Below are 23,418 nucleotides of genomic sequence, written 5' to 3' on the forward strand. Positions count from 1 at the left end.
CCACCTGTCTGCACTTCTACGCCCTAAGCGTATGGCGTGGTGACATCTTCATGTCCGCACGCCCGAATTTTTATCACTCAGCCTGTTTTATGCGGCCCGCGTCGGGCAGGCATGCGTTATCTGTCGTTTCACGATCATAGGAGGTTTCAGCGCAGTTAAAACGTCAGTTTTCTTCTGGGTATAAATAAACATGGAGCGTAAAATGATACTTAATAAAAAATTGAAGTTAGCGTATTGCGTGTTTCTGGGTTGTTATGGCTTATCTCTTCATTCATCTCTTGCCGCTTATCGGGAACCAGGACAATTAGGTTCGCCCGACAGTTGGAAAACCGCAGAATTTAATCGCCAATGGGGGCTTGAGGCTATTTCTGCCGAGTTCGCCTATGCCAGAGGCTATACCGGAAAGGGCGTGACGATTGGCGTTATTGATGATGCCATTCTCTCTCATCCGGAATTCGCCGGTAAACTGACGCGGCTGGATAACGGCAGCTATAATTTCTCGTATGATAAACAAGATAATATGTCATTCGGTACGCATGGCACGCATGTCGCCGGTATTGCAGCCGCCAAAAGAGACGGCTCCGGTATGCATGGCGTCGCCTACGACGCGGACATTATCGGCGCCAAGTTGAACGACTTCGGCAATCGCAACGGCCGCGAAGAACTGATCCAGAGCCCAGCCCGGGTTATCAATAACAGCTGGGGGATCCCACCGGCGGTCAGAAAGGATGCCAATGGCAACACCATTTGGCTGCCGAACGGGCGGCCTGACTATGTGGCGTGGGTGAAAACCGACGTCATCAATGAAGTGATGCGCAATAAGTCCAACCTGGAATGGGGCAGCGAGCAACCCGTGCCCACCGGCGGGCACAGCGCCATGGCGACGCTGCTGCGCGCCGCCAAGCATGGCAAGCTGATCGTTTTCTCGGCAGGAAATTACAATAACTACAATATTCCTGAGGCGCAAAAGTCACTTCCCTATGCTTTCCCTGAGGTATTAAACAATTATCTGATCGTGACCAATCTGAGTAATAACGATAAGTTAAGCGTTTCCTCAACCAGCTGCGGACATACGGCCAGTTTTTGCGTGTCAGCGCCGGGCAGCAGTATTTACAGCAGCGTAGGGGAGCTGGTTTCCAATACCGGCGGGGCGGTGAACCGCGAAGCCTATAATAAGGGCGAGCTGACGGTTAAACCCGATTACGGAAATATGTCGGGCACCTCAATGGCGGCGCCGCACGTCACCGGATTTGCCGCCGTATTGATGCAGCGCTTCCCTTATATGAGCGCCGCTCAAATATCCGCGGTCATCAAAACCACCGCCACCGATTTAGGCGAGGCCGGCATTGATCATTTATTCGGCTGGGGCCGCGTCAATTTACGCGATGCGATCAACGGGCCGAAGATGTTTATCACCCAAGAGGATATTCCGCAGGAATTCTATGTACCGGGTTCCTACAGTGAAAAACAGTTCGTGGTGAATATCCCCGGTCTGGGGAATATCGTCGAAGCCGGAACCCCGGTTGAGCGGCGTTGCACGTCGGGCGAATGCGACTTCGATTCGTGGAGCAATGACATCCGCGGCCACGGCGGGTTGACCAAAACGGGCGCCGGTACGCTGGCGCTGTTGGGCAATAATACTTACAGCGGTGACACCTGGGTGAAACAGGGCGTGCTGGCGATCAACGGTTCGGTGGCGTCCAATGTCTATATCGAAAATAGCGGCACGCTGGCCGGCGACGGCACGGTGGGGGCATTCAGAGCGGTTCGGGGCGGCAGCGTGACGCCGGGAAATGGCATCGGTACGCTGCACGTGTTGCATGACGCCGTGTTTGATCGCGGCTCGCAGTATAACGTCGAGGTCGCAGACAATGGCCGCAGCGATAAAATCGAAGCGCGGCGCGCTTTCCTCTACGGCGGCAGTGTGAACGTCAGCCTGGAGCACAGCAAAAACCTGCTGTCGCAAAATGAGGCGCAAAGCCTGCTGGGCAACAAATACACCATCCTGACGACGACGGATGGCGTGACCGGCCGCTTCGAAAACGCCAATCCTTCGTATCCGTTTGTCAACGTGACGCTGGACTATCAGGGCAATGACGTCGGCCTTGGGATCACGCGCACCGCCGCCCGTTTTGACAGCCTGGCCAGCACCGAAAACGAGAAAGCGGTCGCCCGCGCGGTGGAAACGCTCAACGCCACGGAACCGGTCACGGAAACGGCCAAACGCAGCGTCGCGGCGCCTACCGCTGAAGCGCTAACCGCACTGCAGGGCGTTGAAGGCGAGGCGACAGCCGTTACCGAAGCGACGAGCCCCGTGGCCGGCCATCCGGTTTATGAAAGCTTCCTCGGCTTCACTTCGGCCAGAGAATTGCAGCAGGCGACCCGTCAACTGTCCGGCCAGATCCACGCGGATATGGCTTCCGCCCAGATCAACGAAAGCCGTAATCTGCGCGATACCGCCACCGAGCGCTTGCGCCAGGCTGAAGGCCGCCGCACCGCTTCCGATATCAAAGCGGATGATAATGGCGCCTGGGCGAAACTGCTGGGCAATTGGGGGCATGCTTCCGGCAACAACAACGCCACCGGTTACCAGACATCCACCTATGGCGTGCTGTTGGGTCTGGACAGCGAACTGTTTGACGACGGCCGGCTGGGCGTGATGACCGGGTATACCCGCACGTCGCTGGATGGCGGCTATCAGTCAGATGCTCACAGCGACAACTACCATCTGGGGCTGTACGGCGACAAACGTTTCGGCGCGTTGGCGCTGCGAGCGGGCGGCACCTATACCTGGCATCGCATCGACACGTCGCGCTCGGTAAACTACGGCGCGCAGGCGGATCGCGAAAAGGCCCGCTATAACGCGCGCACCGGTCAGCTGTTTATCGAAAGCGGTTACGATTGGAGCAACGACGTGGTCAATCTTGAGCCGTTCGCCAACCTGGCGTACACCCACTATCGCAACGAGGGGATCAACGAGCAAGGCGGGGCGGCGGCGCTGCGCGGCGATAAGCAAAGTCAGTCCGCCACCGCTTCGACGCTGGGCCTGCGCGCCGATACGCAATGGCAGACCGACAGCGTGGCGATCGCGTTGCGCGGCGAGCTGGGTTGGCAACATCAGTACGGCAAGCTGGAGCGTAAAACACAGCTGATGTTCAAACGCAGCGATGCGGCGTTCGACGTGAACAGCGTCCCCGTTTCCCGTGACGGGGCGGTTCTGAAGGCGGGCGTCGATGTTTGGGTTAACAAAAACGCCGTGTTGTCCCTCGGTTACGGCGGGCAATTGTCGTCCAACCATCAGGACAACAGCGTCAATGCCGGTCTGACCTGGCGCTTCTGATAGCCGTTGATCCGTTTCACGCTACTCAGCCCCCATCGCAACGATGGGGGTTTTTTATGGGGCGCGCGGAAGCGACAGGCCGGGCGGCGGTGTCTTCACAGGATAAAGGCGCGTTAGAACAGGATGTTTCTAATTCTTTTGGTTAGAAAAATTGATGATAATCATCTGAAATGACTAAAAGGATTTAGGCCGAAACATGGAATTTCTCTTCATTTTATTATTTTTTACCTTATACATATCAATTGCCTGTGAGTATCACCGGCGCCGGTGGCGCGTGCTGTATCGCCGTAAGAGAAATAGAAGAAAAGGCATGAAAATGAAACGGATGGTTAATATTCTGCTGTTCAGGCAATAAACCCAAAAAAAAGAGACGTCATGCAACGTCTCCCTCTAAATGCCCATTGAGCGCGGTGCGCCGCTTTATTTAACCGGCGTTCCGGCGATTATTTATCCAGCGCGTAGGCGATGACGTAATCACCGCGATCCGGCGACTGACGTGCGCCGCCGGCGGAAATGACGACATACTGCTTACCGGTGGTCGGCGAGACGTAACTCATCGGCGTGCCGCCGCTGCCGACCGGCAAGCGCGCTTTCCACAGCTCTTGCCCGGTGGACGAATCAAAGGCGCGCAGATAATAATCCTGCGTACCGGCGATAAACACCAGGCCGCCTTGAGTCGCCAGCGTGCCGCCCAGCGTCGGCATGCCTATCGGCATCTGCGCGCGCATTTTGATGCCGAACGGCCCGGTATCCTGCACCGTTCCTACCGGAACCTGCCACACCACTTTGCGCGTCTGCAAATCGATGGCGGAGAGGGTGCCGAACGGCGGTTTTTGGCAAGGAATGCCCAGCGGCGACATGAAGCGATTCTTATTGACGGCATATGGCGTGCCTTTGAGCGGGACCGCGCCCATGCCGGTATTCACGGCTTCACCGCCGTTGCCGGCCGGCGCGCCTGCGTCGGCTTTCTGCGGGATCATCTGCACCCACAGGCCCAGACGCATATCGTTGGCGAAAATATAACGGTTGTTCGGATCGGTAGAGAGACCGCCCCAGTTCATGCCGCCCAGCGAGCCGGGGAAGCTGAGGGAAACGTCGGTGTCCGGCGCGGTGAACAGGCCGTCATAACGCATCGATTTAAAGCTGATGCGGCACATCAATTGATCGAATGGCGTAGCGCCCCACATGTCGGACTCGCTGAGCTTCTGCGCGCCAATCTGCGGCATGCCGACGGAGAACGGCTGCGTGGCGGAATATTGCTCGCCCGGAATGGTGCGGGTCTTCACCGGCAGTTCCTTCACTTCGGTCAGCGGTTTGCCGGTATGGCGATCCAGCACGAAGATCTGCCCGCTTTTGGTGCCGATAACCAGCGCAGGGCGGGTGGTGCCGTCCTGCATCGGGAAGTCGAGCAGGCTGGGCTGCATCGGCAGATCGAAGTCCCACAGATCGTTATGCACGGTCTGATAGACCCATTTCTCTTTGCCGGTGGTCGCGTCGAGCGCCAGCACCGAGGCGCCGTATCGGTGATCCAGCGCGTTGCGGTTGGCGCCCCACAGATCGACGGAGGAGCTGCCCATCGGCAGGAAGACCGTGTTCATCGCCGGATCGTACGACATCGGCGCCCAGGAGTTCGGGGTGCTGCGCACGAAGTGTTGATCCGGTTTCAGGGCAGCGTTCGGCTGCGGATTGCCCGGGTCAAACGCCCAGCGCATTTCGCCGGTGATCACGTTGAAGCCGCGCAGCACGCCGCCGGGCATATCGGTTTGCACGTTATCGGCAACGCGCCCGCCGACCACCACGGTGGTGCCGGCCAGCGTCGGCGCCGACGTCAGTTGATATTTCGGATCGGTGGCGTCGCCGAGACCGGCCTTCAGGTCTACCACGCCCTGGTTGCCGAAGTGTTGGCAGAATTCGCCGTTGTCGGCGTTAATCGCCATCAGGCGCGCGTCGATGGTGTTCATCAATATGCGCCGTTGGCAGCTGTCACCGGCCGCCAGCGCGACGGGCGCGGCGGGGGTTGAACCCGGCACGCTCGGCGCGGGCAACGGCTTGTTGACGTCGAAGTAGGCCAGGCCGCGACAGCGGTTCCATACCTGCGACTTGGCGTTGACTTCTCGCCGCCAAATTTCTTTGCCGCTGTCGGCGTCGACGGCGATCACATTGTTATGCGGCGTGCACAGGAAAATGCGGTTGCCGATCTGCAGCGGCGTTTGCTGATCTTCCGCGCCGTTGCCATCAGGGCTGATAGGGATGTCACCCGTATGGAACGTCCAGGCGACTTTCAGCTCCCGCACGTTATCGCGGGTGATCTGATCCAGCGCGACGAAACGGCTGCCGCCCGGCGTATTGCCGTAGTTATCCCAATCTTTCTGCTGTTGCGCTTTATCAACCGGGATCAGCGGCAGCGGCTGGCCGCTGAAGGCAACGGTGGGATGCGGCTGGAACATTTGGACAAAGGCGCCGACCATGCCGACCGCCAGCAAGGCGGAGAGCAGGTAAGCCGGCTTGGCCAACGGCGCTTTGCCTTCGCGCTTACGCAGCGCCGGCCAGGTGAGGAAGGCCAGCAGCATCAGGCCGGTCGGCACCATCAGGCGGGAAATCAACGGCCAAAAATCAAAACCGGCGTCCAACGGCGCCCAAATGACGGTGCCGATGAACACCGCCAGGAACAGCCAAACCGCTGAGGACTTGCGGCGGAAAAACTGAATGGCCGACAGCAGGATGACGAGGCCGGCAATCAGGAAGTAGACGCTGCCGCCCAGCGAGAGCAGTTTGCCGCCGGCGACAGTGAAGAACAGGCCGGTGGCGGCCAGGATGATGCCCAACAGGCAACACCATAGCGTAAGTTTTATGCCCGAACGTGCATTGGCATCTGACATTGAATAATCTCCAATAACATACTGATTATTAAAGGTGAATAGGTCGTTATTGGCGACTATTGTAACATTGATGGAGGTGCGCTTGTTAAGGATATGTAACTGTTTTTATGAGGGAAAAGCCGACGTTATCGGCACAACCTCGGTTTGGCTTAGAGGAATATCCGTTTCTGCCAGTGTACGAGCTGCGCGGCAGGCAGAGAGGCAACCTGCGCCACCCGGTGGCGATTTTCCAGGGCGATTTCCCGGGCGCGTTGCAACGGCTCGGCGCTGAGGCGCTGCACGCTTTGTCGCAGCGCCTGTTGCGCCAGCTCCAGTTCGCCGGCGCCGAGGTGCGCCAGTTCATGGCGCATCTGCAGCAAGAATTCGTCGGTTAACTGCCGCAGCTGCTCAACGGCGAACGTCGGGGATTGCAGCGCAAACAGCAGGCCTTCGGCATCGGCGCTGCGATGAAAGGCGCATTGCACCACGTAACCCACGTTGCGCTCGACGCGCAACTGCTGGAAGTAACGCGGCGCGTAAAGCCGGGCCAGCACGCGCAGCGCCCAGCGGCCTTCGGCTTGGTCGTTTGGCAGCGGGTAAAATTGCAGCAAGGCGTGTTCTGCGCCGCTTTCCGTCAGGGTGACGGGGTGGTGATGCAGAGGCGTCGGCCGCTGAGCCTCGTCGGTTATGGGAAAAGGAAAGTCATACAGCAAATGCGACAGCCGCCGTTTTAACTCGCCGTCGCCGCCGACCAAGGTGGCATGCCAGAGTGGGGCCGTTGCCGTTGATACGCTCAACGCCGCCGGCAATTGGGCTAACAGGCGGCGAATGGCGATATCGTTTTGCGCTTTGAGCTGCGCGTGGCGCAGGTTTCTCGCCGCCTCGTTGATGACGGCCGGCGGCAGCGCCGCCAGGGCTCGATTCACGACGTTCAGACCGTGGCAGATCAGCGCTGCGCTGCCCGCCAGCTGTAACAACCACACGCCCTGGTGGCGCTCGAAGCTTAAATGTCCCTCCCGATGGGCTAACTCGGCCGCTCCAGGGCGCAATGCCGCCTGCAAACCACAGGCCTGTTCTTCGCTGAGAGCGCCATGCGGCGATGGGCGCAGCAGCAGCACCGGCTGCGCTTCGTCGGGGTGCAGATGCCGCAGCGGCGCCTGGCCGGCCGGCAGGGGCGGGATCGGCAGCGCCGCCGAGGTGGAGAAAAAGCGGAAAGGATCTATCGTGGGCGTCGGCACGGTGCGAACGAAGGGCGCGAGCGCCAACGGCAGCCCTTGAATTTCACGCGTTTCACCGCCTCCCTCAGGCAGCACGGCCAGACGGCGATGCGGCGCGCTAATCAGCGCCGAAATATGCCGTGGCCAATCGTCGTTCGGCTCCACCGGCGGCAGCCCAAATGCTCGGGCGCGCAACTGATCGAGCGGCGCCAAACGGTGGAAATCGCGGTTTGCCAGTTGCCCGAAATGCGCAAGCTGAGCCGGTGTCAGCGCGATCAGCGCCTGCAACCAGGCCAGCAAGGCGCTTTCGATGTGGGCGGCTTCAGACGCCGAGCCGTGATTGACGGTAAAAATAAAACTCAGCAGGGCGCTGTTTTCAGCGCAGCGGGCGTAATCCAGCCTAACGGCGTCGGCCCACGCGTGAGCGCGCAGCCGTGCCAGCAGCCCGCCAGGGGCTTCGTCCAGCAATAAACGCTCCAGCCGCCGCAGCCAGCCGCGTGAACGGGAGTGCGGCAGGGCAAACACCAACCGCAGCTGCGGCGCGCCGGGCAGAGACAGCGTGTAATCTTGCCCGGCGGCCAGCGGCGGCAATGCCTCGGGCGGCGCGACGCTGCCCGGCGGCAAGGCGCCGCCGTAGCGCTGCGCCAGCGCATGCAACTGCTCGAGCGATTGCGGGCCTTGCAGCCACAGCGTGATGTTCGACGCGCGGTAATAGTGGTGGTGAAACTGCCGCAGCACCCGCTGCAACGCGGGAATATCGCTGCCGAAAGCGGCGCGGCTGCCGATATGAAAGCGGTGCAACGCGTCAATGCCGCTGAACATCTGCCGCTGCGCCGCTTCGCAGCGGGTTTCACCGTCGGCGCGCAGCAGGCGATATTCGGCGTCGATGACCTCGATCTCCTGGGCGATTGCCTCAGCCGCCAGCTGTGGGACGGCGAGCATATCGATCAGCCTGGCCAACCCCTCCGCCAGCTGTTCGGCGCCCACCTCAAAGAAAAACGCGGTTTGCGTGGCCTGGGTCGTGGCGTTTAACCGGCCGCCGACCGCCGGCGTCCAGCCCATCAGCCCATCCTGTGCGCTAAAGTTCACGCTGCCGCGAAACAGCATATGCTCCAGCAGATGCGCCAGGCCCGGCCAGGCGGCAGGCGCCTGAAAGCTGCCCGCCTCGATGCGCACCAGCGCGGCGGCGGCCTCGGCGTCAGGCGTGCTTATCGCCCTGACGGCCAAACCGTTATCGAGCTGCCACGAGGCGGCGAGTGTCATCGTCAGCCCTTGAAGATCAGTCGGGAGTTGGTCTGATTGCGAAAACGCAGCTGATCGATGCCGATCTGCGAGCGATTCGCCGCTTCACGCGCCGCCAGAATGGTGCCATGGTGCGGCGACTTGCCGCACACCGGATCGGCGTTGTCGGCGTCGCCGGTCAGCATGAACGCCTGGCAGCGGCAGCCGCCGTAGTCTTTCTCTTTCTCCGAACAGGAACGGCAGGGCTCCGGCATCCAGTCATAGCCGCGATAGCGGTTAAAGCCGAAGGAGTGATACCAAATATGCTGCAGATCGTGCTCCAGCACCGACGGAAAGGCGATCGGTAACTGACGGGCGCTGTGACAGGGTAACGCCATGCCTTCCGGCGTCACGCTCATGAAAATAGCCCCCCAACCGCCCATGCAGCCTTTGGGGCGTTCCTCATAGTAATCCGGCGTGACGAACAGCAGGTTGGCCAGCTTGCCGTCGGCAGCCATGCGTTCGCGATAGCGTTTCACCACGGCTTCCGCATCGGCGATCTGTTCGCGGGTCGGCAGCAGGCCTTCACGGTTCAGGTGCGCCCAGCCGTAGAACTGGCAGGTCGCCAGCTCGACGTCGTCGGCATCCAGCTGGATCGCCAGTTCGATGATGCGGTCGATCTGGCCGATATTATGGCGATGCAAGACGAAGTTGAGCACCATCGGATAGCCGAGCGCCTTGACCGCCTTGGCCATCGCCAGCTTCTGCTGAAACGCCTTGGCGGAGCCCGCCAGTGCAGCGTTCAACGTTTCATCGCTGGCCTGAAAACTGATCTGAATATGATCCAGCCCGGCGTCGGCGAAGGTCTGCAGCTTTTTCTCGGTCAGGCCGATGCCGGAGGTGATCAGGTTGGTGTAAAACCCGAGATCGCGCGCGGCGGCGATCAGCTCGGGCAGGTCTTTACGCACCAACGGCTCGCCGCCGGAGAAACCGAGCTGTACGCTGCCCATCGCCCGCGCCTGGCGAAACACCGCGATCCATTGCTCGGTCGTCAGCTCTTTTTCCTGCGCGGCAAAGTCGAGCGGGTTGGAGCAATAGGGGCACTGCAGCGGGCAGCGATAGGTCAGCTCCGCCAGCAGCCAGAGCGGCGGATTTACCGCCGGCGCGCGTGGCTCAGTCACGGAAAGTCACCCATTTTTGTTCGTAGGCGCGCTGGAAAAACGCCAGCACATCGTCCGCCAGCCCCTCGGCGCCGGGGAAGCGGGCGTTCAGCTGCGCGATGATGCCGTTCAGCGTGGTGTTGCCGTCAACCAGCTGCAGGATGGCGGCGGCGCTGTCGTTCAGTTTGGCCATGCCTTCCGGGTAGAGGATCACGTGGCTGTTTTGCACCTGCTCCCATTGCAGGCGGTAGCCGCGGCGGAAGACGGGGGTGTGTTCAGGATTCAGTGTCATTACACCAGCCTCTGATTGTGCCAGACCCGCGCGGCGGTCACGCTGTGGTAAGGCGGGCGGTTCAGGGTATAGGCCATGCTCATGGCGTCCAGCATGCTCCACAAAATATCCAGCTTGAACTGCAGGATTTCCAGCATGCGCTGCTGTTTTTCAACGGTATCGCAATAGTCCAGCGCCAGCGCCAGCCCGTGCTCCACGTCGCGGTTGGCCTGGCCGAGGCGACTGCGGAAATAGTCGTAGCCGGCGGCGTCGATCCACGGGTAGTGCTGCGGCCAGCTGTCGAGGCGCGACTGGTGGATCTGCGGCGCAAACAATTCGGTCAGCGAGCTGCAGGCCGCTTCCTGCCAACAGGCGCGGCGCGCGAAGTTGACGTAGGCATCCACCGCGAAACGCACGCCGGGCAGCACCAGTTGCTCGGATAGCAGGGCGTCGCGCTGCAGCCCAACCGCCTCGCCGAGGCGCAGCCAGGCCTCGATGCCGCCTTCGCTGCCGCCGTAACCGTCGTGATCCAGAATGCGCTGCACCCATTTGCGACGGGTTTCCGGCTGCGGGCAGTTGGCCATGATCGCCGCATCCTTGATCGGAATGCTGGTCTGATAGTAGAAACGGTTGGCCACCCAGCCCTGGATCTGCTCACGGGTCGCTTCGCCGTTGTGCATCGCGATGTGATACGGGTGGTGGATATGATAATAAGCGCCTTTGGCGCGCAGCGCCGCTTCAAATGCCTGCGGAGTCAGGGGGAGTGGTTGCGTCATGGCGATTCCCTACAGTTCGATATTCATGCCGTCCCAGCTCACTTCGATGCCGGCGGCGCTCAGGCTCTGCCGTTCCGCGGAGTCTTCATTGAGGATCGGGTTGGTATTGTTAATGTGGATCAAGATCTTGCGTTTGGCGGGCAAGGTGCTGAGCAGGGCCGCCAGCCCGTGCTCTTCCGCCAGTGCCAGGTGCCCCATGTCTTTGCCGGTATTGCGCCCCACGCCGGCGTTGGCCAGCTCGTTGTCGCGCCAGAGCGTGCCGTCGATCAGCAGGCAATCCGCCCGGCGCAGCCAGGGCATCAAAGCCTCGTCCGGCTCACCCAGGCCCGGCGCGTACAGCAGACCGACCCCGCGCGCGGTATCTTCGATAAACAGCGCCACGTTGTGGCCCGGCAGCGGGCGATCGCGGTACGGCGAATAGGGCGGCGCGTTGCTGAGCAGCGGAATGGCGGTGAAGCGCACGTTTGGGCAGACCGCCGTGTGGAACGGTTCGCCGGGCGTCACAGGGTGATGGATTAACCCGCCGTTCCAGTGAGAGAGCATGGGAAACACAGGGAAACCGGTGCTGAGATCGTCGTGCACTTCGGGGGTGCACCAGACCTGATGCGGGCAGCCCTCACGCAAATTGAGCAAGCCCGCGCTGTGATCGATCTGGCTGTCGGTCAGCACGATCGCGCCGATGCCGGTGCCGCGCAGCACGTCGGGATTGTTCAATTCGGGCGAGGCCAGCAGCTGATGGCAAATGTCCGGGGAAACGTTGCACAGCACCCAGTTTTTACCGTCGTCGCTGACGGCGATGGAAGACTGCGTGCGGCGCGTGGCGTTGATGCTGTGGCTGCGAACGCCCCGGCAGTTGTCGCAGTTGCAATTCCACTGGGGAAAGCCGCCGCCCGCTGCCGAGCCGAGAACTTTTATCTGCATGTCTGAACCAGAAAAAGAAGGAAAGAAATGCCCGCGCGAAAGGCGGGCAGACAGGCGATTAACGGTTGGAAATGTACAGCGTCACTTCCAGCCCCAGACGCAGGTCAACAAACTCAGGTTTGGTCCAGGTAGTCATAGCGGTGCTCCTTTGCATGCATCGTGATAGTTCGAAGCCAATGAGAAAAATTCGCATTCGGCTGGCTCAATGTTGACGAAATGTGACGGAGATCGCAACCGTTAAAGCGTAACCGGGTTATTCACCCCAGGTGGCGGAGAGCACGTTCAGCCAGTTGCGCCAGGTCAGCTTCTCCAGCAGCCGGTCGTCAAACCCCGCCTGCTTGAGCGCTTGCGTCAGGCGCGGCAGGCCTGCGGCGTCCTCCAACGGTTGCGGTACGTTAACCCCGTCAAAATCAGAGCCAAATCCCACGCGATCTTCACCAAGTTTAGCGATCAAATACTCAACGTGTTTAACAATTTCTGTTAAGCCGGTCGTTGCACTGTCACGTTTTCCGTCAGCCCGCAGGAAGGCGGTGCCGAAATTGACGCCGACCATACCGTCGCTCTGGGCGATAGCGTCCAGCTGCGCGTCGGTCAGGTTGCGCGGCTGCGGGCAGAGGGCGTGGGCATTGGAATGGGTGGCGACCAGCGGTGCGGTGCTCAACGCGGCGGTTTGCCAGAAGGTTTTCTCGTTCATGTGCGAGACGTCAATCATGATGCGGCGCTGGTTGCAGGCGCGGATCAGCGCTTCACCGGCCGGCGTCAGGCCGGGGCCGGTATCGGGTGATCCGGGGAACGGCCCGCTGACGCCGGTGCCGAAGGCGTTCGGCAGATTCCAGAAGGGCCCGATGCTGCGCACGCCCAGCCGGTAGAAGGCCGCCAGCTGCGTCAGCTCCGCATCGATCATGCCGGCGCCTTCAATATGCAGCACCGCGGCGATTTGCCCGCCGAGGCGGCACTGTTCTATCTCGGTAGCCGTGCGGCAGAGGCGCAACTGCCCCTGAGAGGCGCGTTCCAACTGGTGCAGGATGGCTATCTGCCGTTCGGCTATCGCCAGCGGATCGAACGCGGCCTGCGCGTCCTCCAGCGTTTGATTACGCATCTGGGCGATATAGCTGACCGGAGGAATAAACACCGCGAACAGCCCGCCGCAGAATCCGCCGCGCCGCATGCGTGGAAAGTCGAGGTGGCCCGGCGTGACGTGCGAATAAAAGGCGGTGACCGGATCATCATCGTGCTGCAGCCACAGGTTGAGCAGCAGGTCGTTATGGCCGTCGAACACCGGCCAAAGGGGGGGAAGCGTCATGGGCGTTTCACTGTGTCAGGCATCATGCACGCTATGTTGTACGATCGCGCGAGGGGGAACAACCCCCGCGCGATGAGGGATTTAAAGGCGTATCGACAGCTCGACGTCATCCGCGAACGGCGTGGAGAGATAACCCGACGCCGGAGAACGCACGCGCGCCAGATAATCTGGGCTGTAATCGGCGTTGTCGGCGACGATCAGCGCGCCGGGGCGCAGACGATTTTCCAGCAGCGCGAGGATATCGGGGTAAAGCCCCTTGGCGCCGTCCAGCAACAGCAGGTCGACAGTGGCCGGCAGATCGTCGCGCAGCGTTTCCAGGGCATCGCCCACGCGGATCTCCACCAGATCGACGACGCCGCCTTCGGTCAGGTTGTGGCGCGCCTGCGCCGCTTTGCTCGGTTCAAATTCGCAGGTGATCAACCGGCCGCCGCCGTTGTCGCGCAGCGCGGCGGCCAGGTGCAGCGTTGAAATACCGAACGACGTGCCGAATTCGACGATGTTTTGCGCCCGACAACCGCGCGCCAGCATGTACAGCAATGCGCCGGTTTCCGGCGACACCGCCAGGGGGAAATCCTTCAGGCGATGGTAGAGTTCACGATAGTCAGTTTTACTCTGCATCAGTCGATTTTGCTCTTCGTCAGGCACGTCGCGGAACAGGGCGGCGAGCGCCGGTGAACGGCCGGCGGCCTGCTGGAACAGGGTGCTTAGCAGCGGCGCCAACGGCGCGGTGGTCAGGGTACTCATGGCAAAACTCCCGTAGAAAAAGTGAGCGCGAAAGCGCGTGCCGCTATAATATGACGAACTATTCGCATTTCACTATTCGCATTGGCCGCCCGCTATGACTGAACGCCGCAGTAAGCAAATTTCCTCGAGAAAACAACCGCAACAGGCGCGATCCGCCGAATTGGTCTCCGCCATTTTGACCGCCGCTATTCAGGTTTTGGCGCAGGAGGGCGCCGCGCGTTTCACTACCGCCAGAGTGGCTGAACGCGCCGGCGTCAGTATCGGTTCGCTTTATCAGTATTTTCCCAACAAAACGGCGATCCTGTTCCGTTTGCAAAGCGACGAATGGCGGCAGACCACCGCCATGCTGAGCGGCATTCTGGCCGATCGAGAGACTGCGCCGTTCGAGCGTTTGCGGTTGTTGGTGCAGACATTTATCCGTTCGGAATGTGAAGAGGCGCAGATGCGCGTGGCGCTGAACGATGCGGCGCCGTTGTACCGCGATGCGCCGGAGGCGCAGGCGGCGAAGGCCACCGGCAAAGACATCGTGCAGGTGTTTATGGGCGAAGCGTTGCCCGATGCGGCGGAAGGCGTCCGTAAGTTGGCAGGCGAGCTGATCGTCGGCACGCTGGGGGCGGCGGGCAAGCAATTCTCCGAAACGCCGCGCAGCGATGCGGAAATTGTGGCTTATGCCGACGCGATGGCGGACATGTTTTGCGCCTATCTGGCCGATTTAAACGGGCGAGCGGCGCCGTAAGGGAATGTTTGGTGACATTGTCACTTGAGGTGCGCGGTGCCTACGCCCGTTGGCGGCAGACGGCCAACACCAACTGCCGCAGCCAGCGGTGCTCCGCTTCAGCGTCCAGGCGCGGGTGCCACATTTGCGAGACGGTAATGGGCGGCGTTTTCACCGGCAGCTCGAACATGCGCAGCGGGCCGTCGTCCGGATGAGCATGCACAAAGGAGGCGGGCAACAGCGCCAGCAGGTCTGAGGCTTGCGCCACCGCCAGCGCGGCCGGAAAGCTCGGCACCACGGCGGCAATCTGGCGCGTCAGCCCCAGCTCCGCCAACGCGGCGTCTACCGGCCCGAGAATGCGCCCGCTGCGCGAGGCCACCACGTGGCCGCAGGCGGCGTACTCGGCGGCGCCTATCTTGGGCCGCTGCGCCAGCGGGTGCGCGCTTCTCATCACGCCGACGAAGCGGTCGCGAAACAGCGCCTGCAGGCGGATTTCCGGCCCCATTTCGCCCAGCACGCCAATCTCCAGATCGACCAGGCCTTCACGCAGGGGGCGGTCGCTTTTCTCCGGCTTGGGCGCAAAGCGCAGCCGCGCCCGTGGCGCCTGTTGCGCAGCGGCGGCGATCAGCGCCGGGCCGAAGGCCTCGACGAAGCCGTCGTTGGCGCGCAGCGTAAAGGTCCGGTCGAGCGTGGCGGGATCCAGCGCGTTCGGCGTCGGACGCAGCAGCGCCCGAGCTTCGAATGCCGCGTTTCGCGCCCGTTCGCGCAGCGTTTCGGCATAAGGCGTCAGCACCATATGACGCCCGGCGCGCACCAACAGCGGATCGCCGGTGGCCGTGCGCAGTCGGCTGAGTGTGCGGCTCATCGCCGAGGCGCTTAAACCGAGACGTCGCGCCGCGCCGGCAACGCTGCCCGTCGACAGCAGCGCGTCGAGCGCGGTCAGGAGGTTGAAATCAGGGTCGGTCATGCGTTTATCCTGTGGCGCCGGAAATAAGAGAAGGCGTTTACTGCAGTATATCAGCGTAAGCGCTGTGTCACTTGCTCTCTGATGGGCAATAAAAAAGCCGATAACCTGGGGGTTATCGGCTTTTAATGCGCAGTGGCGGAGGGTTACGCCGGCAGCTGCTGCGCGGTTTTCTCGACCAGCGCCAGCAGCAGCTTGATGTCTTCCAGCGTCACGATCGGGTTCAGCAGCGTCATCTTCAGGCAGGTCACGCCATCGACCTCGGTCACGCCGACGTTGGCGCGGCCCGACTCCAGCAAGGCGTCACCGATGCGCTGGTTGAACAGCGCGACGGCCGCGTCGCCTTTCGCCGCCAGCGGCGCCGGACGGTAGCGGAACAGCACGCTGGCCAGCTGCGGCTGCATCACCAGTTCCAGCGATTCCTGATCGGCGATGTAACGCGCCACCTGTTGCGCCAGCGAGACGCCATGATCGATGATCTCGGCATACTGCTTCTGCCCCAGCGCTTCCAGCCCCATCCACAGCTTCAACGCATCGAAGCGGCGGGTGGTCTGCAGCGATTTGGAGACCAGATTCGGCACGCCTTGCGCTTCGTCGAATTCGGAGTTCAGGTAGGCAGCCTGATAGCGCATCAGCTCGTAGTGGCGCTCGTCTTTCAGCAGGAAGGCGCCGCAGCTGATGGTCTGGAAGAACTGCTTATGGAAGTCCAGAGTGATGGAGTCCACCAGCTCCAGGCCGTCCAGGTAGTCGCGGTACTGCTCGGAGAGCAGCAGCGCGCCGCCCCAGGCCGCATCCACGTGCACCCAAATTTTCTGCTCCGCCGCCAGCCGCGCGATATCGCGCAGCGGGTCGATCGCGCCGGCATCGGTGGTGCCGGCGGTGGCGACGATCGCCATCACCTGCTCGCCGTTAGCCTTGGCCTGCGCCAGTTTTTCCGCCAGATCGTTCACGTCCATGCGGGCGAAGCGATCGGTTTTCACCAGCGTGACGGACTGGTAGCCGAGGCCCATCAGCGCCATGTTCTTCTGCACCGAGAAGTGGGCGTTTTCAGAACAGAACACTTTCAGCTTGCGCAGATCGCCCACCAGACCGTCCTGTTGCACGGAGTGGCCCTGACGCGCGAAGAATGCATCGCGCGCCAGCATCAGCCCCATCAGGTTGCTCTGGGTGCCGCCGCTAGTGAACACCCCGGCGTCGCCGGGCTGGTAACCGACCTGGGCGCGCAGCCACTCGATCAGCTTCATTTCGATCAGCGTGGCCGACGGGCTCTGATCCCAGGAGTCCATGCTCTGGTTGGTGGCGTTGATCAGCACTTCAGCGGCCTGGCTAATCACCAGGCTCGGGCAGTGCAGGTGCGCCACGCACTGCGGGTGGTGCACCGACAGGCTGTCTTTCAAAAAGTACTCGATGGCGCGCTCGATCGCCGCCTGGTTGCCCAGGCCTTGCGGGGTAAAGTCGAGCTGGATGCGCTCGCGCAGTTCGGCAACGCTTTTGCCCTGATACATCTCGGGCTGTTGCAGCCACTGCACGACGGCTTCACTGCTCTGTGCGATCGCCTGGCGGTAAGCCTCGGCGCTGTGCGCCGAGGAAGCCAGAATCGGGTTTAACTTGGACATCGCGGTCATTCGCTCCAATCAGACTGGCTTGACGCCGGCGGCCAACAGCGCCTGCTCAAATTTATCCAGGAAAATACCCAGCTCATCATTGGTGATCAGCAGGGAAGGCAACAGGCGCAGCACACAGCCGTTGCGCCCGCCGCGCTCCAGGATCAAGCCGGATTCGAAGCATTTTTTCTGCAGCAGCGCGGACAGCTCGCCATCGGCCGGGTAGCAGCCCATGTGATCCTGCGCTTCGTTCGGCTTGACGATCTCGATGCCGATCATCAGGCCCAGACCGCGGACGTGCCCGATCACCGGATAACGTTTCTGCAGCTCGGCCAGCTTGCCTTTGAGCCATTCGCCCTGAGCGGCCACTTTGTCGGCGACCTTATGCTCCTTCAGGTACTGCAGGGTGGTCAGGCCGGTGGCCATCGCCAGCTGGTTGCCGCGGAAGGTGCCGGTGTGGTGGCCCGGTTCCCAGGCATCGAACTCTTTTTTGATGCCCAGCACCGCGAGCGGCAAGCCGCCGCCGACCGCTTTCGACATCACGATGATGTCCGGCTCGATGCCGGCGTGTTCGAAGGCGAACAGCTTGCCCGTACGGGCGAAACCGGCCTGAACTTCGTCGATGATCAGCAGAATGCCATGTTCCTGCGTCACTTTGCGAATGCGCTGCAGCCACTCGGCCGGGGCCGGGTTAACCCCGCCTTCGCCCTGAACGGCTTCCAGGATCACCGCCGCCGGTTTACGCACGCCGCTTTCCACGTCGTTAATCAGATTATCGAAGTAGTAGGTCAGCGCCTTGACGCCGGCTTCGCCGCCGATGCCCAGCGGGCAGCGGTATTCATGCGGGTAAGGCATGAATTGCACTTCCGGCATCATGCCGTTGATGGCCGCTTTCGGCGACAGGTTGCCGGTGACCGACAGCGCGCCGTGGGTCATGCCGTGGTAGCCGCCGGAGAAGCTGATCACGCCGGAACGGCCGGTGTGTTTTTTCGCCAGCTTCAGCGCGGCTTCCACCGCATCGGCGCCGGACGGGCCGCAGAACTGCAGGCAGTACCCTTTGCCTTCGCCCGGCAACAGAGAGAGCAGGTAGTCGGAGAAACGATCTTTCAACGGGGTCGTGAGATCGAGAGTATGTAACGGCAAGCCGCTGGTAATGACATTTTGGATGCTTTGCAGGACGTCGGGGTGATTATGTCCAAGAGCCAACGTTCCCGCCCCGGCCAGGCAATCAAGATATTGATTATTCTCAACATCAGTGATCCAAACGCCCTGGGCTTTCGCAATTGCCAACGGCAATTTGCGCGGATAACTCCTAACATTCGACTCAAATTCGGCTTGACGCGCCAAATAGGTTTCATTGTTTCCGTTTAATGAGTTTGCAACTAAAGTATCAATACGGACTTTATCCGTCATCATATCTCTCCTACAACCGAAGGTCTCAAGACGCAACGATTGAATTAATGAATTAGAAAAGTAACTGCCTTGTGAAAAGCGCGACCAATATATGGCTTTTTCGCCTGGGACTCAATAGCCGATTTTGTTTTGAATTGTTTAGTTTTTTCTTAGGCTCATCAATATGTTGTTGATTTGTTGACCGTTGGTTTTGCCGGCAAAAAACAACATTTCTTTAACATTGCGTAAAAATCCTTTTCTGCTTTCCTTTGGCTGCTTCTTTAATGCATTTATTATTAAGGTGAATTTCCGATTAATAACATAAATAGAAAATAGCGGCTTATTTTCATCTATTCACCACCTTAAGTCCTATAGCGGTTATATACACAAAATTTGTGATGAATATAAGCAGTCGAGCGTTAAAAGCGCAGTATCCAGAGTGGTGATTTCTTGCAGATTTTACGTAGCGCGATCAAAATAGCGGGATTTTTGTGCGGCGCCGGCGTGTCTGCCGGCGCCTCGGTCATTAACGTTGCCGTAACCAGGCATGATAGCGCCGCAGAGTGCGGCGGGTGCGCCATCGATCGATGAGCAGCGACCACAGCGGGGAGTAGCGCACGTAGCGCGTCCGATCGCGGCTCAGGGCGTGCATGCGGCGCTTGATCAGCGCCATGCGGGCGAGCAGCGTCAGCGTTTTGTCGCGCCATTTTACCGGTGCGGGCAGCGCATGAGGGGCTTCGCCGGTTTGCCAGCGGCGCGGCAGATCGGGAATTTCCGCCATGGCGGTGGCGATGCCGACCACCGCGACGCCGCTGTTCAGCACCCGTTGCGCCACCGACGGGCGGGCGATGCCGCCGGTGGTCATCACCGGCATGCGCGCTACTGCGGCGAGATCGCGGGCGAAGGTCAGAAAATAGGCTTCGCGCGCCAGGGTGCTGTCGTCTGCGGCTTCCCCCTGCATCGCCGGGCTTTCATAACTCCCGCCCGACAACTCCACCAGATCGACCGGCAGTTCGTTGAGCATCAACAACACCTGTCGGGCCTCGTCCGGCGAAAAGCCGCCGCGCTGAAAATCGGCTGAATTGAGCTTCACCGCCACGCAAAAATCTGGCGAGACACGCTGGCGCACCGCGCGCACCACCTCCAGCAGCAGACGGGCGCGATTCGCCAGTTCGCCCCCCCAACGATCGCTACGCCGGTTGGCCAACGGCGACAAGAACTGGGAGATCAGGTAGCCGTGCGCCGCGTGGATCTGCACGCCGGTAAACCCGGCCTTTTCGGCGGCGTGCGCGCTGGCGGCGAAGCGGGCGATCACCTCGGCAATCTGCGCTTCGCTCATGGCTTCCGGCTGCGCGAACGCCTTGCTGTACTTGCCCATCGCCATCGGAATGGCGGAGGGCGCCCAGGCGTTGCCGCCCATGTTGGCCATCACCTGACGGCCCGGGTGGCTGAGCTGCATCCATACCTGCGCGCCTTCCTGGCGCGAGGCCGCCGCCCAGGTTTTGAACGCCTCGAGCGGCGTATCCTGTTCCAGCACCACGCCGCCGGGGCCGGTCATGGCGCGTCCGTCGATCATCACGTTGCCGGTGATGATGAGGCCGGCGCCGCCGATACCCCAGTGGCGATACAGACGCCATAGTGCGGGGCCGGGCAGTTGGCCTTCATCGGCCAGATTTTCTTCCAACGCGGCTTTGGCCAAACGGTTGGGTAAGCGGCTGCCGTTGGGCAGAATCAGCGGGGTAAACATCGGGTACGTTCCTGTCGCAGGGGGAATGGCGCTATACTAGGTTTAAAGTTAACTTTAAGGTCAATAGGGCATGAAAATCGGAGAGTTGGCGGAACGCGCCGGCATGGCCGCCTCGGCGATACGTTACTACGAACAGCAGGGTCTGCTGCCCAAAGCGTTGCGCGGCGTTAACGGATATCGGGTGTATAGCGAAAGCGCGCTGGAGCGGCTGCACCTGATCCAAATCGGCCAGAATCTGGGGTTCTCGCTGCAGGCGATCCGCGGGGTATTGGCGCTGCAGGGCAGCGCCTATCAGGATGGGTTGATGCAAGGCGTCGACAGCCGGCTGGCGGAAATCGAACGGATGATGGCGACGCTGAACGAGCAGCGTGAGACGTTGATGGCGACGCGGCGTATTCTGTTGGAATCCGGCGTGGCGGGATTATGCCGCGCAAAAAATGAAAAACAGGCCGGTGCGTGGCCGGCCTGCAAAGATTAACGGTGTTTAAAGGCGGCGCGTCCGGCATATACCGCCGCGCTGCCCAATTGGTCTTCGATGCGCATCAGCTGATTGTATTTTTCGATCCGCTCGCCGCGGCACGGCGCGCCGGTTTTCACATGGCCAGCTCGCATCGCAACCGTCATATCGGCGATAAAGCTGTCGACGGTTTCGCCGCTGCGGTGTGAGATAAAGGCGCCCCAGCCATTTGCCTGGCAAAGCTGCACGGCGGCGAAAGTTTCGCTCAGCGTGCCAATCTGGTTCAGCTTGATCAGCGCCGCATTGGCCAATCTTTCATCAATCCCGCGCTGGATGTATTTCACGTTGGTGACGAACAGATCGTCACCGACCAGTTCCACCTGATCGCCCAGGGCGTCGCTGAGAATGCGCCAGCCCGCCCAGTCGTCCTCGGCCAAACCGTCTTCAATCAGCACGATGGGAAAATCTTGCACCAGCCGCTGGTAATAGGCCGTCATCTGTTCGGCATCCAGCTCAGCGTTTTCGCTGCGCAGGCGGTATTTGCCGTTGGCATAGAATTCACTCGAGGCCGGGTCCATGCAAATGGCGATATCGTCTCCCGGTTGATAACCGGCTTTCTCTATCGCTTGCACGATCAGCTCCAGCGGTTGCCGGTTCGAGGCAACCGCCGGCGCAAAACCGCCTTCGTCGCCAACGCCGACCGACAGGCCTTTCTCCAACAGAATTTGGCGCAGCGCCTGATAAACTTCACTGCCCCAGCGCACGGCCTCGCGCAGCGACGGCGCGCCCAGCGGCGCTATCATAAATTCCTGAAAGTCCGCACCTTGCCAGCGGGCATGCACGCCGCCGTTGATGATATTCATGCAGGGCACCGGCAGCAGGTTGGCGCCGAGACCGCCCAGATAACGATACAGCGGCAGCTGCGACAATTGCGCCGCGAGGCGGGCGGCGGCCAGAGAAACACCGAGCAGGGCGTTGGCCCCCAATCGGCTCTTGTTCTCGCTGCCGTCCAGTGCGATCAACCGGCGGTCAATCTCCCCTTGTTGGCGTACATCTACCCCGCGCAGCGCTTCATTGATCGCCGTTTTGACGCTTTGCACCGCCTCCAGTACGCCTCTGCCGCCGTAACGGTGCGGATCGCCGTCGCGGTGTTCCACCGCCTCGCGTGAACCGGTGCTGGCGCCGGAGGGAACCGGAGCCTGTGCCACGACGCCCGCCGCAGTCATTTCAACTTCGACGGTGGGATTGCCGCGCGAATCCAGAATCTCTCTGGCGGTTACGTTTTCAATTTCATAGCTCATGGATGATCACCTCATTCTAGGGAGTAGGCACGTGCTTTATCAGCACGTCGATCGACAAATGGTTAACGAACTCGAAGCCGAAGGAGGCAAAGACGCCGAATGGTCGGTTCTGATGGCCAAGCAGCAACAGATCGACGCCTTCACGGGCAATCAGGGTTTCAACGTCTTTGAAGCGATGGATGCTGACCATTGCGCGCACCTCCAGGGGGATTGAGCAGTCTTCCACCAGGCGGCTGAGCATGGCTTTGGCGGCGATCACCTCGCTGGACTGGCGATCTTTGGTTTGTGCATCGCTGAGGTAGTCCAGCTCGGCATAGTCGGCGCTGATGTGCGCCACGGTAATGCGCGTATTCATCTGCTGATTGAGGCGTTCGGCATGGCGTAACAGCAGCCGGCCGTCGCGTTCATCCTGCACCAGCAGTAAAGCATGTTGATAGAGCGACATGACTTATCTCCCTGCGTTAGCAATCTGTAGGGTTAACCACGGTAAAACCTCTTTTTTCCGGCTCGTCATACCGGGCAACGACACCTGCCGAATGGCGAGCACCCGGTTCGACGAGAAATACAGGGTGGAGCGGCGGCGGGTGATATCGGTCACCAGCAGCGCGGCCATCTCCAGCCCGGCCTCCTGCTTAGCCTGCTCGAGCGCCTGTTGCAGCGAGGGCAACAACGGATCGATATCGCTCATGGCCCGCACTTCTATCTGCGACAGCAGCAGCGAGACGCTATGGATGCGGTAATTCTTGGCGTCGCGGTGCAGCAACTGCGGGGCGGATTGCCCCGAAAGATCGGTTTTGGCAGCCAGCAGCCCGGCGGTGAAGGCGTCATAGTCAACGTGAGAGATTGCGCATAACCGCGCGACCGCCAACCGATCCTGTTCGGTGGTGGTCGGTGCGCTCAGCGCAACGGTATCGCTCAAAATCGCGCCCAGCAGCAGCGTGGCCTGGGCGGAAGAAAGCGGCATCGGCGTATCTGACGTCAGTATGGACAGGATCACGGTGGCGCAACAGCCAACAGCGCGGATCCAGACATCGGGCGGGTTGCGGGTGATCAAGGTGCCCAGCCGGTGATGATCGATAACGCCGACCACATCGCTGTCGGGCAATGAGGCCGGCCCTTGTTCGACGTCGGTAAAATCCACCAGCCAGACTTTGCGGTCACGGAGATCGTCTGTCAGCAGCGCAGGCGCTTGTACGCCGGCGGCGGCCAGTATGTAGCGGGTTTCCGGCGTCAATTCGCCAAGGCGGAAAGCGACGGCCGGTTTGCCGAGGTGATTGAGCCAGTCCGCGACCACCAGCGCGCTGCAGATACTGTCGCTGTCGGGATTTTTATGGCCGAAAACGTACAGCGGCATTTCCCGCACGGCGAGATCAGGCTGGGACGGAAAAGGGGTAATACGTGAGATTTCATTCATAGCGACTCCTGAC

Annotated in this window: 19 protein-coding genes; 3 read left to right on the top strand and 16 right to left on the bottom strand. The window is 60.9% G+C overall.

The window, feature by feature from the left end; translation table 11 throughout:
* Window positions 1–409: 409 nt before the first annotated feature.
* A complete protein-coding gene (locus EDY99_RS08955; protein WP_231922825.1) occupies window positions 410–3,340 on the top strand; it encodes an autotransporter domain-containing protein in 2,931 nt (976 codons plus the stop codon).
* Window positions 3,341–3,783: 443 nt separating this feature from the next.
* Here the strand turns inward: EDY99_RS08955 and EDY99_RS08960 are convergent, their stop codons facing one another.
* The 9 genes from EDY99_RS08960 to EDY99_RS09000 form a co-directional block, all read right to left on the bottom strand.
* Window positions 3,784–6,219, bottom strand: coding sequence for a glucose/quinate/shikimate family membrane-bound PQQ-dependent dehydrogenase (locus EDY99_RS08960; protein ID WP_123061684.1), 2,436 nt, complete (start codon window positions 6,217–6,219; stop codon window positions 3,784–3,786).
* 149 nt (window positions 6,220–6,368) lie between these two features.
* Window positions 6,369–8,678, bottom strand: a complete 2,310-nt coding sequence (gene pqqF / locus EDY99_RS08965; RefSeq protein WP_123061685.1) for a pyrroloquinoline quinone biosynthesis protein PqqF — start codon at window positions 8,676–8,678, stop codon at window positions 6,369–6,371.
* 2 nt (window positions 8,679–8,680) lie between these two features.
* Window positions 8,681–9,817: a pyrroloquinoline quinone biosynthesis protein PqqE gene (pqqE, locus tag EDY99_RS08970; protein WP_033643058.1), complete on the bottom strand. Its 1,137-nt coding sequence runs from the start codon at window positions 9,815–9,817 to the stop codon at window positions 8,681–8,683.
* Window positions 9,810–10,088, bottom strand: coding sequence for a pyrroloquinoline quinone biosynthesis peptide chaperone PqqD (pqqD, locus tag EDY99_RS08975; protein WP_033643059.1), 279 nt, complete (start codon window positions 10,086–10,088; stop codon window positions 9,810–9,812). The genes pqqE and pqqD overlap by 8 nt, the downstream gene beginning before the upstream one ends.
* Entirely contained in the window at window positions 10,088–10,843 is a 756-nt protein-coding gene (gene pqqC, locus EDY99_RS08980; protein ID WP_089194742.1) for a pyrroloquinoline-quinone synthase PqqC, read from the bottom strand. Before pqqC ends, pqqD begins: the two co-directional genes overlap by 1 nt.
* 9 nt (window positions 10,844–10,852) lie before the next feature.
* A complete protein-coding gene (gene pqqB, locus EDY99_RS08985; protein WP_033643061.1) occupies window positions 10,853–11,764 on the bottom strand; it encodes a pyrroloquinoline quinone biosynthesis protein PqqB in 912 nt (303 codons plus the stop codon).
* A gap of 58 nt (window positions 11,765–11,822) precedes the next feature.
* Window positions 11,823–11,900, bottom strand: a complete 78-nt coding sequence (gene pqqA, locus EDY99_RS08990) for a pyrroloquinoline quinone precursor peptide PqqA (RefSeq protein ID WP_004937827.1) — start codon at window positions 11,898–11,900, stop codon at window positions 11,823–11,825.
* 117 nt (window positions 11,901–12,017) lie between these two features.
* The gene (locus EDY99_RS08995; RefSeq protein WP_123061686.1) at window positions 12,018–13,067 is read right to left on the bottom strand and encodes a dipeptidase; all 1,050 of its coding nucleotides are present in this window, start codon (window positions 13,065–13,067) and stop codon (window positions 12,018–12,020) included.
* A gap of 81 nt (window positions 13,068–13,148) precedes the next feature.
* Entirely contained in the window at window positions 13,149–13,811 is a 663-nt protein-coding gene (locus tag EDY99_RS09000) for an O-methyltransferase (RefSeq protein WP_033650409.1), read from the bottom strand.
* A 94-nt stretch (window positions 13,812–13,905) separates the two neighbouring features.
* Here EDY99_RS09000 and EDY99_RS09005 point away from each other — a divergent pair, with 94 nt between their 5' ends.
* On the top strand, window positions 13,906–14,547 hold the full coding sequence (locus EDY99_RS09005) for a TetR family transcriptional regulator (RefSeq protein ID WP_123061687.1): 642 nt from the start codon (window positions 13,906–13,908) through the stop codon (window positions 14,545–14,547).
* A gap of 40 nt (window positions 14,548–14,587) precedes the next feature.
* Here the strand turns inward: EDY99_RS09005 and EDY99_RS09010 are convergent, their stop codons facing one another.
* The 4 genes from EDY99_RS09010 to EDY99_RS09025 all read right to left on the bottom strand — a co-directional run bounded on the left by EDY99_RS09010 (window position 14,588) and on the right by EDY99_RS09025 (window position 20,233).
* The gene (locus EDY99_RS09010) at window positions 14,588–15,493 is read right to left on the bottom strand and encodes a LysR family transcriptional regulator (RefSeq protein ID WP_123061688.1); all 906 of its coding nucleotides are present in this window, start codon (window positions 15,491–15,493) and stop codon (window positions 14,588–14,590) included.
* A gap of 143 nt (window positions 15,494–15,636) precedes the next feature.
* Window positions 15,637–17,106, bottom strand: a complete 1,470-nt coding sequence (locus EDY99_RS09015; protein WP_123062165.1) for an aspartate aminotransferase family protein — start codon at window positions 17,104–17,106, stop codon at window positions 15,637–15,639.
* A gap of 18 nt (window positions 17,107–17,124) precedes the next feature.
* Complete coding sequence (locus EDY99_RS09020; RefSeq protein ID WP_071845182.1) at window positions 17,125–18,507, bottom strand: diaminobutyrate--2-oxoglutarate transaminase; 1,383 nt, start codon at window positions 18,505–18,507, stop codon at window positions 17,125–17,127.
* Between the two features lie 505 nt (window positions 18,508–19,012).
* Complete coding sequence (locus tag EDY99_RS09025) at window positions 19,013–20,233, bottom strand: NADH:flavin oxidoreductase/NADH oxidase family protein (RefSeq protein WP_123061689.1); 1,221 nt, start codon at window positions 20,231–20,233, stop codon at window positions 19,013–19,015.
* Window positions 20,234–20,303: 70 nt separating this feature from the next.
* Between EDY99_RS09025 and EDY99_RS09030 the strand changes: the two genes are divergently transcribed.
* Window positions 20,304–20,711, top strand: a complete 408-nt coding sequence (locus EDY99_RS09030) for a MerR family transcriptional regulator (protein WP_123061690.1) — start codon at window positions 20,304–20,306, stop codon at window positions 20,709–20,711.
* Here EDY99_RS09030 and eno read toward each other — a convergent pair.
* The 3 genes from eno to EDY99_RS09045 are packed head-to-tail and all read right to left on the bottom strand — an operon-like array spanning window position 20,708 to window position 23,405.
* Window positions 20,708–21,991 (bottom strand): phosphopyruvate hydratase, encoded by a 1,284-nt coding sequence (gene eno / locus EDY99_RS09035; protein WP_123061691.1) that lies wholly within the window; start codon window positions 21,989–21,991, stop codon window positions 20,708–20,710. The two genes, EDY99_RS09030 and eno, sit on opposite strands and share 4 nt — an antisense overlap.
* A gap of 16 nt (window positions 21,992–22,007) precedes the next feature.
* On the bottom strand, window positions 22,008–22,436 hold the full coding sequence (locus EDY99_RS09040) for a universal stress protein (RefSeq protein WP_089197052.1): 429 nt from the start codon (window positions 22,434–22,436) through the stop codon (window positions 22,008–22,010).
* Window positions 22,437–22,439: 3 nt separating this feature from the next.
* Complete coding sequence (locus EDY99_RS09045) at window positions 22,440–23,405, bottom strand: DHHA2 domain-containing protein (RefSeq protein WP_123061692.1); 966 nt, start codon at window positions 23,403–23,405, stop codon at window positions 22,440–22,442.
* Window positions 23,406–23,418 lie beyond the last annotated feature (13 nt).

The sequence above is a fragment of the Serratia sp. LS-1 genome (genome assembly GCF_003719595.1).
In the GTDB taxonomy this organism is placed as follows: domain Bacteria; phylum Pseudomonadota; class Gammaproteobacteria; order Enterobacterales; family Enterobacteriaceae; genus Serratia; species Serratia ureilytica.

What these genes read in the sequence shown, in the direction of transcription:
- EDY99_RS09025 (WP_123061689.1), bottom strand. Translation starts at nt 20,233, where the DNA reads ATGTTTACCCCGCTGATTCTGCCCAACGGCAGCCGCTTACCCAACCGT.
- EDY99_RS09040 (WP_089197052.1), bottom strand. Translation starts at nt 22,436, where the DNA reads ATGTCGCTCTATCAACATGCTTTACTGCTGGTGCAGGATGAACGCGAC.
- EDY99_RS08960 (WP_123061684.1), bottom strand. Translation starts at nt 6,219, where the DNA reads ATGTCAGATGCCAATGCACGTTCGGGCATAAAACTTACGCTATGGTGT.
- pqqC (WP_089194742.1), bottom strand. Translation starts at nt 10,843, where the DNA reads ATGACGCAACCACTCCCCCTGACTCCGCAGGCATTTGAAGCGGCGCTG.
- EDY99_RS09020 (WP_071845182.1), bottom strand. Translation starts at nt 18,507, where the DNA reads ATGACGGATAAAGTCCGTATTGATACTTTAGTTGCAAACTCATTAAAC.
- eno (WP_123061691.1), bottom strand. Translation starts at nt 21,991, where the DNA reads ATGAGCTATGAAATTGAAAACGTAACCGCCAGAGAGATTCTGGATTCG.
- EDY99_RS08995 (WP_123061686.1), bottom strand. Translation starts at nt 13,067, where the DNA reads ATGACGCTTCCCCCCCTTTGGCCGGTGTTCGACGGCCATAACGACCTG.
- EDY99_RS09030 (WP_123061690.1), top strand. Translation starts at nt 20,304, where the DNA reads ATGAAAATCGGAGAGTTGGCGGAACGCGCCGGCATGGCCGCCTCGGCG.
- pqqD (WP_033643059.1), bottom strand. Translation starts at nt 10,088, where the DNA reads ATGACACTGAATCCTGAACACACCCCCGTCTTCCGCCGCGGCTACCGC.
- EDY99_RS09000 (WP_033650409.1), bottom strand. Translation starts at nt 13,811, where the DNA reads ATGAGTACCCTGACCACCGCGCCGTTGGCGCCGCTGCTAAGCACCCTG.
- EDY99_RS09045 (WP_123061692.1), bottom strand. Translation starts at nt 23,405, where the DNA reads ATGAATGAAATCTCACGTATTACCCCTTTTCCGTCCCAGCCTGATCTC.
- EDY99_RS09005 (WP_123061687.1), top strand. Translation starts at nt 13,906, where the DNA reads ATGACTGAACGCCGCAGTAAGCAAATTTCCTCGAGAAAACAACCGCAA.
- pqqF (WP_123061685.1), bottom strand. Translation starts at nt 8,678, where the DNA reads ATGACACTCGCCGCCTCGTGGCAGCTCGATAACGGTTTGGCCGTCAGG.
- pqqB (WP_033643061.1), bottom strand. Translation starts at nt 11,764, where the DNA reads ATGCAGATAAAAGTTCTCGGCTCGGCAGCGGGCGGCGGCTTTCCCCAG.
- EDY99_RS09015 (WP_123062165.1), bottom strand. Translation starts at nt 17,106, where the DNA reads ATGTCCAAGTTAAACCCGATTCTGGCTTCCTCGGCGCACAGCGCCGAG.
- EDY99_RS09010 (WP_123061688.1), bottom strand. Translation starts at nt 15,493, where the DNA reads ATGACCGACCCTGATTTCAACCTCCTGACCGCGCTCGACGCGCTGCTG.
- pqqA (WP_004937827.1), bottom strand. Translation starts at nt 11,900, where the DNA reads ATGACTACCTGGACCAAACCTGAGTTTGTTGACCTGCGTCTGGGGCTG.